Genomic DNA, 16,389 nt, shown 5'->3' on the forward strand with positions numbered 1-16,389 from the left:
AAATTTAATTTTTAATACTATTCCATGCAGATTGATAAGCTTCTTCTATATGAAGTTTGTTTAATGTAAAAGCTCCTCGTTTTTGAGTTATCATTAAAAACGATAAAGGATTAATTGCATAAGCATATAAAAGGTAATCTGAAATTGGTTTAATAATACCTTCTTTTTTTCCACGTGCCCAAAGGTCGAGTAGTGGTTGCAAGTGTTTTATACCTTCATTTCTACTTTCTTCATCAATCATTGGTGTGTTGTCACATTGCGCTAAAAACAGGGCGTTTTCACACTCTTTTAATTTAAAATCTGCTATACGATTCCAAATTAACTTAAAACCAGTTTCTACTGGCATATCCTCAGTATAGGTTTCAAAAGCATATTTTGTATATTTTGCTTTAACTTCAACATAAGTTTTATTAACAAGGTCTTGTTTGTTTTCAAAATATAAATAAATAGTAGCAGGAGAAACGTTTGCCATTTTTGCTATTTTACTCATTGGTGTTGCATGGAAACCACTATTATTAACCAATTCTATTGTAGCTTTTATTAAAGCATTGCGTTTGTCTATACTTTTTTGAAGTTTTGCCATTGTTTTAAATTCTTATGCAAAGATATAATAAAAAATGAATGTTCATTCTTTTTTAACAAAATTTTATGCATAAGATTGATAGGAGGTGATGAGAAGTGAAAAGCAAAAAATTAATAACCAATATTGAGTATTTTAAAACTGATAATAAATCTGGGATGTTATTGTAAATATATAATGATGTTCAATTATATAAAGTAGCTTAATAAATGTATATTGTTCTTAAAGTGCTGCTAAATAATTTTCTGCATTTTCAATATGTTTTAGCCTTTTTTCTTGTGGCATTTTATCAAACATAACAACAAGCATATTTAACCTAGGATTTGTCTTAAAAAAAGTACGGTGAGTATCCATAAAACGCCAAAAAAGTCCATCCCAAATAGTTTGCCATTCACCTTTTTTATAATTACTCATTTTTATAATGTAATTACTACCACTTATGTAAGGTTTTGTAGCCATTAATCCACCATCAGAAAATTGACTCATTCCGTATACATTAGGTACCATAACCCAATCATAACTATCAATAAATAGTTCCATGAACCAACGATAAACTTCATCAGGATCAAATTCACAAAGCATCATAAAATTACCTAATACCATTAAACGTTCTATATGATGACAATAACCTGTTTTTAATGTTTTTTTAATAGTTTGATCTAATGGATAAATTCCCGTAGTACCTGTATAGAATGATTTAGGGATTTTTTTAGTAAAGCCCCAAAAATTACAGGTGCGCTCATCAGTTCCTCTGCTTTCGTAAATACCTCGGATAAATTCTCGCCAACCTATAATTTGCCTAATAAATCCTTCTAATGAATTTATAGGGATGTTATTATTTTTTGCAAAAGAAATACTTTGTTCAATAATATTTTCTGGAGTAATTAAGCCGATATTTAACATAGGAGTTAAAACACTATGGTTCAATATAGAATACTCACTAACAATAGCGTCTTCATAAGTGCCAAATTCTAAAAAACGTTGCTCTAAAAATTGAAGAAACCATTGTTGCGTAGTTTTAAAGCTTGTTGGATATAAAGAATTATCATCGAGTTTACCTATATTATTAGCATAGTACTTATTTACATATGCTAATGCTTCTTTATAAAATGCATCAGCATCAGGAAACTGTATTGGTGGAGGCGTTTTTTTTGCAGGATATTTCTTTCTGTTTTCAGTATCAAAAGTCCATTTTCCACCAGTTGGTTTTCCATTTGAATCTATAAGTAAGTTTCTTTTTTTTCTTTGATCTTTATAAAATGTTGTTTGATGATATTTCTTTTTATCACTTCTAAAAAAGGGTAATAAATCTTCTTTGGTATTAAGAAATAAAGGCGAATCAAAAATTGTAACTTCAATATTATTAGCACTACAACCTTTTTTTATTCTTTTTTCTAGCCAATTATCAACAGGGTCTATATAATTTATATTCGTGATTCCCTTTGATTTTAAATGCGGAATTAATTCTCGAATATCAGAAATGTTTTCTGTAGATGATATATAAACTATTTCAATATTTTTAGAAGCTAAAAAAGCCTCGTAATGTTTCATAGTTGCTCTATGATATGCTATTTTCTGTTTATGAAAATTTAATTGTTTAAAAAATAAAAACTCTTCAATAAGATATACTGGCAGCTTATTCTTTAAGAGGGGAGAGGACTCAAAAAGTTGATTAGGGAATACTAAATTTATTTTTTTCATTTATACTTTATTTCTTCTACAACGTTCACTACAATATTTTACTTCATTCCAGTTTTTTTCCCACTTTTTGCGCCATGCATAAGGTTTATTACATACAACACATATTTTTTGTGGTAAGTTTACTTTTTTCATCGGTTTTTATTAACGTGTACGGCTAATATTTTACTTTTTTCAGCTACTACAGCAGGATGTTTTTTATGGCCCCAAATTTTATCTCTAGCTAACTTGGCACTTCTTTTTAAATCTACTATTGGTAATGGATAATCTACACCAATAGTTACGCCACTAAATGTTTGTTCCATAACACTCATAGTCCAAGGCTCGTGTATGTATGCTTTAGGAACATTTTCTAATTCAGGAATCCATTTTTTTATAAATATTCCATCAGGATCGTGCTCTTCAGAGTTTTTAACAGGGTTGTAAAGTCGTACTGTATTAATTCCGGTTGTACCGGCTTGCATTTGAAATTGAGGATAATGTATACCTGGTTCATAATCTAAAAATTGACAAGCTAAATGGTACACACCATCTCTCCAATCTTGATCTAGATTTAATGTGAAAAAAGAAACAAGCATGGCTCGCATTCTAAAATTAATCCATCCTGTTTGTTCAACTGCACGCATACAAGCATCTATAATAGGAAAGCCTGTTTGTCCTGTTTTCCAGGCTTTAATAAAAGATTCATTCTTTTGATGCTCTAATAATTCATATCCCTTATTTATACAAAGAGTTTCGTAACTACATGCTACTTCAAACTTTTGAATGAAATGGCAATGCCAATGTAAACGCGTTAACATTCCTGAAAAAGCCTTATCGTTTGCAGTTCCATTAGGGTGCGTACCAACAAATTGAAAAACTTGCTTAATACTAATATTTCCCCAAGCTAAATAGGGAGATAATCTACTACAAGCTATTCTACTTTCGCTAGGTTTAGAGATATGTCTGTGATAATTAAAACCTCTTTTTTTAGTAAAAGAGATAAGATATTTCCAAGCATTTTCTTCTCCAGCTGGTTGATAGTGTTTAGGATACTCTTCTAAATTTTTAACTAATTCTTTTGGCAATATAAATTCGTGCTGAATTGGTTTTAATATAGAAATTGAATAATTATTTTTTAAAATAGGAGAGTGCATTGTAGCATGCCACCTTTTATTCCAAGTATCTCTATTTTTAAGCCCTCTTATAATACCATCTCGCTGGCTTTCTTGCCAAATAATTTTATTATTGATACAAAACTGTTTAATCTTCTTATCACGTTTCCACGTTATATTTGTACCACTTTCTTGATAACTAAAAATGTGTTTAATGTTATATTTATTATTCAGAAAATTAAAAATAGTAACAGCTTCTCCATAAAAAACAGTAACATTTCTACTATATTTTTTTAAAGTTTTATTAAGTGCTTTTATAGAGTGATAAACAAACTTTAAATGTCTTGGACTTGTATCTGGATATTCAATTATTTCAGGCTCAAAAAGGTATATAATTATATAAGGTATACCCGTTTGTTCTGCTTTAAATAAAGGTTCGTGATCTTGCAATCTTAAATCACGTTTTAACCAAACTATATTGATGTCTTTTTTATTCAAAATAAGATTATATGAGAAATATTTAATGGTTAAACACCTTATTATTTATAGTTAACGTTTACTAATTCTATTACCAGAAATTGCTTTTTGTCTAGTACACTTAAAACGAGTAATATCGCCGTTTCGTTTTTTTAAATGTTTTGTACTTACACCGCTATTAACACGTTTTCGCCAACGTTTAAAACTAGATTCTTTAAGGTTTCCACGCATTAACTTTATAATATCCTTTTCAGGAATGCCAAATTGAAATAATATGGCTTCAAAAGGAGTACGATCTTCCCACGCCATTTCTAAAATACGGTCTAGCTGCATTTCTGTAAAATTCTTTTCTCTTAAAATATCTAAACTACTTTTTCCCATATCTGATCTGAATTTAAGTAAAAGCTTCCTAATGATTTAAATTTCCATTCAGTTGGTGCTATAATTGATAAAAAAGAATCACCATTATCTCGTTTGTATAAATGATAATGTTGCCCAATAATAGGTTCAAAAGTAAACTTAGAATCGTATATTAATTTATTATATTCTAACTCTTGCATTAATTGGGCGTATTGTTCCTTAATTTCTAGAAACTTAGTTTGAACTTTATGATTTAGTTTATTAATACTTCTCTTTTTCCAAGCCACAGTATCTGTTGTTGTAATTACAGGAGCACTAACATTTGTTCCGTATGGTTTTAAATGTGCATCATACTTTTTAGTTTCTAAATTATAAACAACGTTATCTGGTTTTTTCTCTACTGCCATACTCTTTTAATATTTCTAATTGTTTCATAAATTCTTAAATCTAATATCTTTAGCATAATATTGATTATACTTTTTTACTTGATTGTTCTATTTACTGTATGGTAAATATACAAAATTGTTTATGTTTTTAAATAAAACGTTAAACAAAATATAATATATATAATAATTTTAAATAACAACAAATGGTGATTTTAGTAAATTGTAATTAAAAAAACATGGAGAAATCCATATATAACTAGTACTTAATTTAAAAACGAAAGTTTCTCTAGAATAACGTATTTCAAATCGCACAAAAGCGCTATTTCACTAATTGACATAAAATGTACTATAATGTTCTGCGTTATGTTACTTTGCTTTGGTAAAAAGCGAGATTACTACCTCAAATTTTCTTAATTTTTTTCTTCTAAAATCTTTCTTTAAAAATGTAATTTAATACGCTTTTTACGAAACGACGAAAGGAGTGAAGTGGGAATGTGCATGGAATGGTTTTTATATTTTATATATTTGTTAAAAAAAATTGTTGATTAACCAAAAATCCATAGCAGTACTCCCTTTTGTTAATATGAGTAATGATATTGATAACGAATATTTTTGTGATGGTATAACTGAAGAAATAATAAATGCCTTAACAAAGATAAAAGGCTTAAAAGTTATCGCAAGAACGTCTTCTTTTGCATTTAAAAATAAAAACATTGACGTTCGGCATATTGGCAATCAATTAGGTGTGGCAACTGTTTTAGAAGGAAACGTACGAAAATCAGGCAATAGAATTCGTATAACTGGACAGTTGATTGACACAAAAGATGGAACACGCTATTGGTCTAAAAAATTTGATAGAGAATTAATAGACATATTTGATTTGGAAGATGAGATTAGTCTTGATATAGCGGATGAAATCCGAAAGCAATTTGGGCACTTTGATGTTCAGGATCATTTAATAAAGCAACCAACGAATAACATTGATGCTTATCAATTGTTTTTAAAAGGTCGTTCATTGCAATTAAAATGGACGCCAGAAAGCATAAATAAAGCAATATCTTATTATAATAAAGCTATTGCCTTAGATAAAAATTATGCAAAAGCTTATTATGGCAATTTACAAGGCTATGGTTTATTGGCAATGTGGGGTTATATGCCGTACCAAGAAGCTATGGAGTTAGCCATTAGTAATTTGTTAATTGCCAAAGAAATAGACAAAACATTGCCCGAATATCCGCTCTCTTTTGTTGGGAAGTTTTTTTGGGGTGAATGGGATTTTAAAAATGCATACATACATATTAATAAAGTTTTAGATATTAATCCAAATCATATTGATGGATTAGAAGCTATGGCAGAACTTTGTATAGCTCATGGCTTTTTTGATATGGCTTTGATTTATGCAAACAAATTATTAGAAGTAGATCCGCTCTCTGCCAATAATAATTACACATTAGCTCACATTTATTACTACCAAGGTCAATTTGATAAAGCTTTAGAAAATGTAAACTATGCGCTAACACTTAATTCTGAATTGGGCTTAGCCAATCATTTAAAATGTTTCTGTTTAATATGGCTTAACAGAAGAGAACAGTTTGAAGAATTTATATTGGATACTTCTTTACAAGAGGAGAAAAATTTATTATTCAAACTTATCAATAAAGATGATGTTGAAGTTCCTGAGGAAATGACTACAAAATGGATACAATCTCGTAACGAACAACAAATGGAAGTCCCTTATGATGTATTTATTTTGAGTAATTCAAATTATAAAGAAAAAGGATTTATCTACTTAAAAGAAATGATAGATCAAAGACGTGGGCAAGTTCTAAATTTCAGACAAGAACCTTTTTTACAAACGTTACATACTAACAAAGGTTTTTCAGAGTTGCATCAGTCAAATTTGTTTATTAAAGATCTTAAAAGCCATCAAAAAGAGGAAGAAAAATTAACGTCAATCATTTTAGATTCCCATCAAATAAAAAGTTTAAAAGAGGATTTACTTAGTTATTTTAAGGAAGATAAACCTTTTTTAAATCCGCAATTAAGTTTAAAGTCCGTGGCAAATGTTTTAGGATTAAATACAAATAAAATTTCGTACTTAATTAATAAAGCATTTCTTCTTAATTTTAATGACTTTGTTAATTCTTATCGCTTAAGTCATTTTAAATCCATAGCACTAGAATTAAAAAATTCTCATTTAACCATTCTTGGCTTAGCATATGATAGTGGTTTTAATTCTAAAAGTGTATTTAATGTCTATTTCAAAAGAATAGAGGGTATTACACCTAGTAAATGGTTAAAGTCCAATACTATTTAACAATAATTAAAACATTCAAATTTAAGTTTTAGAAGATTTACGCTTTCCTAAATTTTAGGTTTGAAAAATATTATATCCTAATACTCAACTTGGGTTAGCATAGTACTTTCAAAATTCAACCAACTTGTTTTTTTAATTCATGACTTCGTTCGAAATTATAATTTTGGACGATTAGTGTCTTTTTATGTCTCAAATTTGCATACTCAAAAGAATAGTAATCAATTAAAAAAAAACAATGACTCTAATTAAAAATGACCATTTAAAACAATCAATAAACAAGCAAATCATGAAAAATATTTTAGTAAAGACGGTTTGTATAGCTTTTGCATAAGTATCTAGTATATCAGGAGGTGGAGCAATTATTGCTACAAATTCAACTGTAATTAAAGATGTTGAGGACTTATACAATTGTTGGTGGGAATCCTGCTAAAGCCATCAGAAAGCAATTTTCAGAAGAGGTAATTGCAAAAATTTTAGAGCTGTAATGGTGGAATTGGGACATCGAAAAAATCACAAAGAGCATTCAGAACTTAACTGACAATAACATTGAGAAATTAATAGAATAAATAATTATGAAAACAGCAATTTATACATCTTATGGTTCGCCTGAGGTTATTCAAATTTTAGAAACGGAAAAACCATTGCCAAAATCGAATGAAGTTCTAGTGCAAATTAAAGCATCGTCCGTAACTCGTGCAGATACAATGATGAGAGCAGGAACACCCAAATTCGGGAGATTGTTTCTCGGTTTTTTCAAACCAAAGAATACCTCACTAGGTACCGGTTTTTCAGGAATTATTGAATCAGTTGGTTCAGAAGTCACTCAATTTAAAATAGGAGATAAAATTTTTGGAGAAAAACTATTTAGTAATGGCACTAACACAGAATTTCTTTGTATTGCTGAGGATTCAATAATTGCGCTTAAACCTAATAACATATCACATCAATGGGCTGCGCCTGTTTGTGATGGTTTTCTAACCTCTTATAACTTTTTAAAAGACATCGCAAACATTCAACAAGGACAACATATTTTAATAAATGGTGCTTCAGGAAGTTTGGGAACTGCCGCAGTTCAAATAGCAAAAATTAAGGGAGCTACAGTTACAGGAGTTTGTAGTACTAAGAATATTGAGTTGGTTAAATCTTTAGGAGTTGATTTTGTAATCGACCATAAAAACGATGACTTCACAAAAAACAAGAATATGTATGATTTTATTTATGATTCGGTAGGAAAAACCAATTATAGTAAGTCCAAAAATGCTTTAAAATCTAATGGTCTATTTATAACACCAGTTTTAAGTCTAAATGTCTTGTACTATTCAATAAGTCATCCAAAAAAAGTAAAGTTTGCGGCTACAGGCCTAAAACAACCTGAGGAATTAAAACAATTATTTTTAGAATTAGTAGATTTTTTTGAGCAAAAAAGACTTGAGACGGTTATTGATAAAACCTACAACCTATCAGAAATTATAGAAGCTCATCATTATCTCGAAACTGGCCGAAAAGTAGGGAACATCGTCGTCATCAATCAATAATAATTCATTAATCAAAAAACGAACAATTATGAAATCAATAAAAATGAAAACAATAAAAAAACAAATGGTATTAAGAATGGCTTATGTAGCCTTTGCATTAGTATCTAGTATAACATACGCACAAAACACAAATCTAGAAACTACAACACAAAGAGATGGCTTCATCTTCGAATTTGTAGTAGGTGGAGGCATTATCAGTATAGAAGATAGTGCAGGTATTCAAACATTTGACAAATCTCAAGGAACATTTGTTTTTCCAGATTTAAAATTTGGCTACATGTTAAACGACAAACTCGCTATTACTCTTTCAATGCCAGGAAACATTTATGAATTTCAGGATAATGACAGGAACTTTGGAGGGTTCATTCCCTCTGTACAATATTGGGTAAAAGATAGATGGTGGATTCATGGAGGAATTGGTTTAGGAATAGATTCGCCAGCACTTTATGATATTAAAGACAATGTAAATGACGATTGGAACTTTGGTTGTGCTGTTATGGCGAGTACAGGTTACGAAATTTACAAAAAGAAAAACTTCGCGCTTAATGTTCAGTCTAAGTTAGTTCTTGGTCGTGCGTCTTTAGATGGAGATGCACATAGAGATGCTATAATCTTTAATATAGGATTAGGGTTTAGTTGGTTGTAAGGTTTAATAATAAACTTTCCTGAATTCACAAAACTATTAAAAATTCTTTACATTTATGAATACAAAAACATTACAAAAGCTAGGAGGATTCTGCTCGATTTCACTTGGATTAATCTACATCGCAGCGTTTATAGTTTATGGAGGAATATTAGATTTCCCAAAAGCAGGCGCTACTGAAATTGAAAGATGACATTAAACAAACAAATCAATAAACCATTATGTTAGAAAATATATCGGAACGAAAAGAAGCGTGGAAAACAATATTTTTGTTTCTTTTATTAGTTGTTATTCTTACTTCGCCTTTCCATTATGCAATAGTAAATTTATATCCTTCACGAATATATATTGGGGCAATAATGTGGTGTCCTGCGATAGCTGCGTTTATCACTCTAAAAATAAAAGGGCGTAAAATTTCATCTCTAAATTGGAATTGGGGAGATTGGAAATACATTCGATTGTCTTATTTTATTCCAGCTTTATCAGGTATAATTACTTATATACTCATCTGGATTTTTGGATTTGGAAATTTAGCAAATGCAGAAGTTATTACTGAATGGGCTAAAGAATTGCAATTAATGGGAATAGGTACTTTAGACACCATACCTATTGTTGTAATAGCCATACTCTTGTTAGGAACTGTTGAAGTTATTAGGTCAGCCGCAACAACTTTAGGAGAAGAAATTGGTTGGAGAGGTTTTTTTATTTATGAATTAAGAAAAGTGCTTTCTTTTACTGGGATTTCTGTTTTTAGTGGAATTATTTGGGCAATTTGGCATTGGCCGTTGTTCGTTTACTATAGTAATAATGCCATATTAGAATTTTCAGCCTTTTTGACTACTTGTATTTTTATGTCGTTTACTATGACATACTGTACTTTTAAATCTAAAAGTCTGTGGCCAGCAGTAATTTTTCACGCAGTAAGTAATGTTTACATACAAAAAATAATGCCTCCTTTAACAACAAAAATTGAAGGAACAGAACATTGGCTTGGAGAAAATGGAATTATGTTTACAATTGTTACTTGCATTTTCGGAATTTACTTTTGGAGAAAAGCAATTAAAGAAAAATTATAAATAAAGATAGAATGTCACAAATAAAAATTTACGGATTAAGAACAAATTTAAAAGATATTAAATCTAAATTATCTGATATTATTCATAAGTGCGTAGTTGAATCATTGAGTTTTCCTAAAAACAAACGTGCACACAGGTTTATAAACCTTGAAAAAGAAGATTTCTTCTATCCAGAAGGTAGAACTGATGCATACATTATAATTGAGATAATGATGATTACTGGAAGAACGGTTACAACCAAAAAGAATCTAATTAAAATGTTATTTAAAGAAATCCATAAGGATTTAAATATTTCAACAACTGATATAGAAATATCAATAATTGAAAGTCCTGCAACTAATTGGGGATTTAGAGGGCAAACAGGCGATGAGGTTTCGTTAAATTATAAAATTGAAATCTAATGATTATTAAAAGTGACCAAAAAAAAGATTTTGAAACAATCTATGAAATCATAAATGATGCTTCAATAGCCTATAAAGGTATTATTCCTTCTGATAGATGGCAAGAACCGTATATGTCTAAAGAAGAATTAAAAAAACAAATAAATGAAGGTGTAGAATTTTGGAATTTTGAAGAAAGAAATAGTGTGTTAGGGGTAATGGGAATTCAGTTTAAAAAAGATGTTACTTTAATACGTCATGCTTATGTTAGAACCTTAGCAAGACAAAAAGGAATAGGAAGTAAATTATTAAATCAACTAATTAATCTGTCTGAGACACCAATTCTAATAGGCACGTGGGCTGATGCTTCTTGGGCTATTCGTTTTTATAAAAAAAACGGATTCAAAGTATTGCCAATAGCCGAAAAAGATAAACTTTTGAAAATTTATTGGGATATTCCTAAACGACAAATAGAAACTTCTATAGTTTTAGCAAGCAATGATTGGAAAAGTTTTGAATAAAAACTACCTATAAAACAATATAAAATTAATTGTTTAATCTACATAAACAAGTCATCCTCTACATCGTTAGCAAACAATTAAAAAATAATCACATCTATTTGATAATAACCATAAATATGAAAAAAATATATTTATTTATAGCTTTAGTACTATTCGTTTTAACTAGCAATGCTCAAAAACACAAAGAGTATTATGATAGTGGAAAATTAAAAATATACGGAACGAAAAAAAATGATAAAAAGACGGGACAATGGAAATATTATTACAATAATGGAACTCTAAGAATTATTGGAAAATATAAGGATGGAAAAGATATAGGTGTATGGAAGTATTATCACCAAAATGGTGCGTTAAGAGCAATTGGGAATTATGAAAATGGTAAAATGGCAGGTCTTTGGAAATACTATCACAATAATGGGGAACTAAATAAAATTGGAGAAAAAGAAAATGGTGAAGATGTAGGTGAATGGAAATACTATGATGAGAGTGGTAAGCTTAAAAAAAGAAAATGATAAAGAGGCAATAGCACGTATAATTAATTACTATTTAGATGGGACACGAAGCGACAACCCAGATTTGATGAGAAAAGCATTTCAGCCAGATGTAACTTTGAAGTTTATAGATAAAGAAGGTTCATATAAAATGATACCAATAAAAAAGTTTTTCTCATATTTCACAAATACTAAAAGTAGATTATTTGAAAACAAAATATACTACATAGATATTTCAGGATCAACAGCAAATGTAAAACTTACTGCAAAATATGAGGCATATAAATATATTGACTACATGAATATTCTTAAAACTAAAAATGGATGGAAAATTGTCAGCAAAATTTCACATCAAGATTTTTTATGATCACAATAACGTTTTCCAACAAAGAAATACTTTAAAAACTACTAAATTAAACTTAAGTCCTGTATAATAAATAGCTTGTAGAATGTTCCTTGGATATTTTACATAATGACAAATTATAGCTACACAATAATAAATACAACTACGAAGCCACAATTAGCTTGACATAATTGCTATCGATATAAATCTGCGACGTTATATCTGCAATTATGTCAAATATCGCCCAAAAGCACTATTTCGCTAATTGCTATAAAATGCACTATAATTAATATTATGTTAAATAGGTTTTATAATATGTATTTAGCATACATACTTTTAATTTAAAGATCATATTTAATTTCATAGTAAAATTATTTTTGTGTTGGTACACTCGCTTTATAAATTTCTACAGTTTTGTTAGAAGTAATTGTATAGCTAGTATTTGCTTTTATTAAAATAGACTGACCTTTTTTAAGTTTATACTTTTTATCATTTTGATGTATTGTTGCAAAACCATTTAAAGCAATTAATATCTCAACAGAATTAGAAATTGAATTATGAGTTTTAGAGTTATCCAATTCAATTTTACTTAATTCAAAATCTTTTGCTGTAGTATTGTAAACAACTTCAGAATTCAATTCATTTTTATTACCATTTAAAATTTCTGGTATCGTTTCTTCAAATTTAGTATTCTTTAAAAGTTCCACAACATCTATATGTTTAGTTGTTAAACCACCTCTTAAAACATTGTCAGAATTTGCCATTAGCTCAATATTTTTACCTTCTAAATATGCATGTGGTACGCCAGCATCTTGAAATACAGCCTCCCCTTTTGACACATTTAAAATATTAAAAAAATAAATTGAAAAAATGCCTCTATCAATATCTGTTGAACCTGTACTTTTAAGTGATTTAGCAGACCAATATTCTGGCGAAGATTTATCTAATTCATTATTTAAAAACTTAGGAAGAATTCTTTCAACTAAAGGTTTTAAAATATTATTTACTTCTTCTTGAGTATATTCCATTACTGTTCGGTAAAGCTCATAATAACCACCATTAATAAAAGTACTTAATAAGAAATTTAATTCTTTTGTTTCACTAAGATTCTTAATCAGTTTTTTTCTTTCTAAAAACCCGTGTAATAGCCAAAAATCGCTCAAAGCAACCATAATTTCAGGTTTATGGTTCTTATCCTTATAATTTCTGTTTTTTGCAGTTAATAAAATTCCTTTTTTATTTTCGTTATTATACCCTATTTCTGCAGCTTCTTTTGTAGGATGTACTTGTATAGAAAGCATTTTATTTACATCTAAAACTTTAAATAAATAAGGTAACTTTCCAAAACTATTAGCAACATTTAAACCTAATTTTTCAATTGGTTTTTGACTTAAAAATTGATTTAAAGATATAATACCTTTTTTAGTTTTTATTAATGAAGGTGCTTTTAAATGTGCTCCTAACCAGTATTCTGCATAATTAGAATTAGTAGTATTGTCTTCAGATATTAAATATGGAATAAACTTTTTCCCACCCCAATCATAATTCTGTATTTTTCCTACTATTTGAAAAATGCTATCTAATCTATTTTCTATTGCTATCATAATCTTTTATTTTTAAAATTCACTAATACTATAAACCCTTCTTAACAAAACTCTTTCCTCTTTTTTTGCTAACCATTCTTGTTCAAAAACTTTAAGTAATTTTTCTATTGATTTAGGGTTTGAAATATTTTTAGGGTTTGTATGAATAATTAATTTTATGTTTTCACTTTGTGATAAAAACCTTACACCTGCTTTTACAGCTAGTATTAATTTTTTCTCTTTTTTTAAACTTAATATTGAAATATCACATTTTGAAGAATCTTTAAGTTTATAAAGTGATTGAAGATTCTTATTGTTATTGCCATTATTGACTAAACAGATTTTAATTTTTTGATTAAAAAAGGATTTAAAAATCAGTCTATTAGTTTCATCAAAATCTTTTTTTCCGAAAATTATAATGATTCCTTTTTTCATTTAAGCTTTTTTAAGTTTGTTTAATGAAAAACTAGTTGCTTCATTTGATGAGTAACTTTCTTTTTTTACATTTTTTTTGTTTCCTCTATAAAACCATGCAATTTGTCCTAATTGTCCCACAATTTTAACAGAATCCTTCATTGATAATTTAGAACCATCTGCATGAATCCATCTTTTTAAAGGCTGCTCACAAAGAATTTCTTTTGCTTTTTTTAATCCAAAATGCAATGTTATTCTTCTAAAAATTTCAACATCAAAAATCCATTGAGTTACAAACTTATCAGCAAACGAAATTTCAATTACATCTTTATGAAAGATTTTAGCTCCACATTGTGTGTCTTTAAAATCCATCTTTAAAATTTTTCTGATAATAAAATTAATCGTTAAACTAATAATTTTTCTTGCAGATTCTTTTGTAATATTTGCTCCCATTCTACTAATTCTAGAACCACTAACAATTTTATAATTAGAATTTTCTATGGTAGAAACTAAATCGTCGAAATCTGTTAAATCAGTTGATAAATCTGCATCTAAAAAACCTATATAATCTAGATCTTCTTTCTTAGCCATAAATAACATTCCTTGCCTAACAGCTTCTGCTTTACCTCCATTTTTTTCACAGTCGTAAACTGTTATAAAATCTTCTCTACCTTTTCTAAGGTTATTTAAAACTTCTAAAGTATTGTCCTTACTTCCATCATTAACAAAACATAAATGATATCCTGAATTTTTAACAATAAAATCTGTAAACTCATTACTTAATAGCCTTTCTTCCTCATTATAACAAGGAATAACAACACCAACACATCTTTGTTGAATAATTACACCATTATTTGTTATTACATTATTTGCTATAACAGGTGCTCCAATTAATCTTTTTACTCTTGCACAAACTTCTACTAAACTTAGAGGTTTTTTCATGTAATCATTAATTCCTAAATCGAAACCTTCAGTAATCATATTATCATCAGTATTACCAGATAAAACCATAATTGGTGTTGATGAGTTTTTAGTTTTACGAATATGCTTTACTACTTCCATTCCAGAAACTAATGGCATATTAATATCTACAATTACCAAATCTGGTTTAAAAGACTCATAAGATTCAATTCCTTTTGTTGCGTTTGTTTCAGTAAGAACTTCATACCCTAATTCTTTTAATCTATTTTCTAAAGGAATTAAAACTAATTTTTGGTCGTCTATTGCTAATACTTTCATAATATTTATTTTTATTGCTTAATTACACTTCAAAAGTAGTTTTGTTTTAAGGGTAAAAAGGGCTTTAAAGCTTTAAAAGGAGTTTTGTATAGACGAATGGTAGTTAACTGAAGTTAAATAAGATTTTACATATAGTTTATACGATATATCTAATTATAAGTGTACATATAAGAATGAAATAAAAATATAGTAAATACGTAATTACAGTAATCCTGCTTTCAGTATTACTGTAATTAAGTTATGCTTCTTTAATAACATTTTCATAAAAAAGTTTAAGATTATTAAGGTATAATTACTGTTTTTAAACCTCTTTTTAGAAACGCTAAATGTTTTTGGTTAATTTTAAATAGAAGTTATTTTTAAGTTCTTTTATATAAATTACGGTTAATGGACTCTAGTAGTTCTGGTAAGTAAGAGTTAAGGAATACTCATACTCTAATGTCTTATTAAAATATTTAAAGTAAATGATTCAAATTTTTTATTTGAACTTTTTGTTCTTTTTAATTCGAATTAAAAAAAAGCGAGCGTAAAAACCTTACCTGAATGGCAACATCAAACTAATTTATATTTTTACAAAAATATTTGTGTAATACCAACGACCGTTACTGTTTTGTCTTGCTATAACATCAAAGTAATTGTAATCTCCTTCTATGTTTTTTCTATGTCCATCACTAGCTATCCAAGCATTAACAACACTTTCTGCTGTAATAAAACCAGAGGCAACATTTTCTGCAGCACCAATAATACTTGCTTGTTCTACTAGATATTCTGAGCGTTTTTGAAATTCATCATGAGAGATTTCATCTTTCTCAATCATATACAAAGTATGGATAAGTGCAGGAACTTTTATAATGTTTAATTCCTTTATTAAAGGTAAATTTTTAGATACTCTATAATCATTTATATGATCTAAAATTTCTATTTCTATTGGACGAGCTTCAATAAAGGTAGTATTTATAATTTGCTCTATAGTTATTTCTTCTTCTTCTTCAACAATAACTTCATCATTAGATGAGCAAGATGTAATAAAAAAAAATAGACATAGGATAATAGATAAGAAACTTCGTTTTACTTTTTTCAATCCAAAAAGAACTGTTGATTCATGTCCTTTTGTTAAGTTTAATTCTTTAAGAGCTCTATACTCTAATTCTTTTAATTTGTTTTCTTGAGGAATTGAGACAAATTTTTGGTCATTGATGGCTAGTACATTCATAATTGTTGATTTTTATTGATTAATTTCAAGTCAAAATTA

General features: G+C 28.3%; 18 protein-coding genes. 8 read left to right on the top strand and 10 right to left on the bottom strand.

Annotated elements, in window-relative coordinates; translation table 11 throughout:
* Nucleotides 1–4: 4 nt before the first annotated feature.
* The 6 genes from L1S33_RS07290 to L1S33_RS07315 form a co-directional block, all read right to left on the bottom strand.
* The gene (locus tag L1S33_RS07290) at nt 5–583 is read right to left on the bottom strand and encodes a TetR/AcrR family transcriptional regulator (RefSeq protein ID WP_240552327.1); all 579 of its coding nucleotides are present in this window, start codon (nt 581–583) and stop codon (nt 5–7) included.
* Between the two features lie 219 nt (nt 584–802).
* The gene (locus L1S33_RS07295) at nt 803–2,281 is read right to left on the bottom strand and encodes a cryptochrome/photolyase family protein (protein ID WP_240561841.1); all 1,479 of its coding nucleotides are present in this window, start codon (nt 2,279–2,281) and stop codon (nt 803–805) included.
* Nucleotides 2,282–2,413: a DUF2256 domain-containing protein gene (locus tag L1S33_RS07300; protein ID WP_240552328.1), complete on the bottom strand. Its 132-nt coding sequence runs from the start codon at nt 2,411–2,413 to the stop codon at nt 2,282–2,284. It abuts the gene before it with no gap.
* Nucleotides 2,410–3,870: a cryptochrome/deoxyribodipyrimidine photo-lyase family protein gene (locus L1S33_RS07305; protein ID WP_240561842.1), complete on the bottom strand. Its 1,461-nt coding sequence runs from the start codon at nt 3,868–3,870 to the stop codon at nt 2,410–2,412. The genes L1S33_RS07300 and L1S33_RS07305 overlap by 4 nt, the downstream gene beginning before the upstream one ends.
* 51 nt (nt 3,871–3,921) lie before the next feature.
* On the bottom strand, nt 3,922–4,230 hold the full coding sequence (locus L1S33_RS07310; protein ID WP_240561843.1) for a TIGR03643 family protein: 309 nt from the start codon (nt 4,228–4,230) through the stop codon (nt 3,922–3,924).
* Nucleotides 4,212–4,616: a DUF2452 domain-containing protein gene (locus L1S33_RS07315; RefSeq protein WP_240561844.1), complete on the bottom strand. Its 405-nt coding sequence runs from the start codon at nt 4,614–4,616 to the stop codon at nt 4,212–4,214. Before L1S33_RS07315 ends, L1S33_RS07310 begins: the two co-directional genes overlap by 19 nt.
* A 562-nt stretch (nt 4,617–5,178) precedes the next feature.
* Between L1S33_RS07315 and L1S33_RS07320 the strand changes: the two genes are divergently transcribed.
* The 8 genes from L1S33_RS07320 (at nt 5,179) to L1S33_RS07355 (ending at nt 11,925) form a co-directional block, all read left to right on the top strand.
* The gene (locus L1S33_RS07320) at nt 5,179–6,912 is read left to right on the top strand and encodes a helix-turn-helix domain-containing protein (RefSeq protein ID WP_240561845.1); all 1,734 of its coding nucleotides are present in this window, start codon (nt 5,179–5,181) and stop codon (nt 6,910–6,912) included.
* A gap of 572 nt (nt 6,913–7,484) precedes the next feature.
* Nucleotides 7,485–8,447 carry an NAD(P)-dependent alcohol dehydrogenase gene (locus L1S33_RS07325; RefSeq protein WP_240561846.1) on the top strand — a complete coding sequence of 321 codons (963 nt, stop codon included), beginning with the start codon at nt 7,485–7,487 and terminating at the stop codon, nt 8,445–8,447.
* Between the two features lie 43 nt (nt 8,448–8,490).
* Nucleotides 8,491–9,093, top strand: a complete 603-nt coding sequence (locus tag L1S33_RS07330; protein ID WP_240561847.1) for a hypothetical protein — start codon at nt 8,491–8,493, stop codon at nt 9,091–9,093.
* A gap of 218 nt (nt 9,094–9,311) precedes the next feature.
* Complete coding sequence (locus tag L1S33_RS07335) at nt 9,312–10,166, top strand: CPBP family intramembrane glutamic endopeptidase (RefSeq protein WP_240561848.1); 855 nt, start codon at nt 9,312–9,314, stop codon at nt 10,164–10,166.
* An 11-nt stretch (nt 10,167–10,177) separates the two neighbouring features.
* A complete protein-coding gene (locus L1S33_RS07340) occupies nt 10,178–10,567 on the top strand; it encodes a tautomerase family protein (RefSeq protein WP_240561849.1) in 390 nt (129 codons plus the stop codon).
* A complete protein-coding gene (locus tag L1S33_RS07345) occupies nt 10,567–11,067 on the top strand; it encodes a GNAT family N-acetyltransferase (RefSeq protein WP_240561850.1) in 501 nt (166 codons plus the stop codon). Before L1S33_RS07340 ends, L1S33_RS07345 begins: the two co-directional genes overlap by 1 nt.
* A gap of 116 nt (nt 11,068–11,183) precedes the next feature.
* Nucleotides 11,184–11,579, top strand: a complete 396-nt coding sequence (locus L1S33_RS07350; RefSeq protein WP_240561851.1) for a toxin-antitoxin system YwqK family antitoxin — start codon at nt 11,184–11,186, stop codon at nt 11,577–11,579.
* Nucleotides 11,545–11,925 (top strand): nuclear transport factor 2 family protein, encoded by a 381-nt coding sequence (locus L1S33_RS07355; RefSeq protein ID WP_240561852.1) that lies wholly within the window; start codon nt 11,545–11,547, stop codon nt 11,923–11,925. Before L1S33_RS07350 ends, L1S33_RS07355 begins: the two co-directional genes overlap by 35 nt.
* 347 nt (nt 11,926–12,272) lie before the next feature.
* On the opposite strand, the gene manA is transcribed toward L1S33_RS07355, so the two are convergent.
* The 4 genes from manA to L1S33_RS07375 all read right to left on the bottom strand — a co-directional run bounded on the left by manA (nt 12,273) and on the right by L1S33_RS07375 (nt 16,350).
* Nucleotides 12,273–13,505 (bottom strand): mannose-6-phosphate isomerase, class I, encoded by a 1,233-nt coding sequence (gene manA, locus L1S33_RS07360; protein ID WP_240561853.1) that lies wholly within the window; start codon nt 13,503–13,505, stop codon nt 12,273–12,275.
* Nucleotides 13,506–13,517: 12 nt separating this feature from the next.
* Nucleotides 13,518–13,919: a hypothetical protein gene (locus L1S33_RS07365; RefSeq protein WP_240561854.1), complete on the bottom strand. Its 402-nt coding sequence runs from the start codon at nt 13,917–13,919 to the stop codon at nt 13,518–13,520.
* The gene (locus tag L1S33_RS07370) at nt 13,920–15,137 is read right to left on the bottom strand and encodes a response regulator (RefSeq protein ID WP_240561855.1); all 1,218 of its coding nucleotides are present in this window, start codon (nt 15,135–15,137) and stop codon (nt 13,920–13,922) included.
* Nucleotides 15,138–15,699: 562 nt separating this feature from the next.
* Nucleotides 15,700–16,350, bottom strand: coding sequence for a CAP domain-containing protein (locus L1S33_RS07375; RefSeq protein WP_240561856.1), 651 nt, complete (start codon nt 16,348–16,350; stop codon nt 15,700–15,702).
* Between the last annotated feature and the right edge of the window lie 39 nt (nt 16,351–16,389).

Origin of the sequence: Tenacibaculum aquimarinum (assembly GCF_022478115.1) — a bacterium.
Lineage (GTDB): Bacteria > Bacteroidota > Bacteroidia > Flavobacteriales > Flavobacteriaceae > Polaribacter > Polaribacter aquimarinum_A.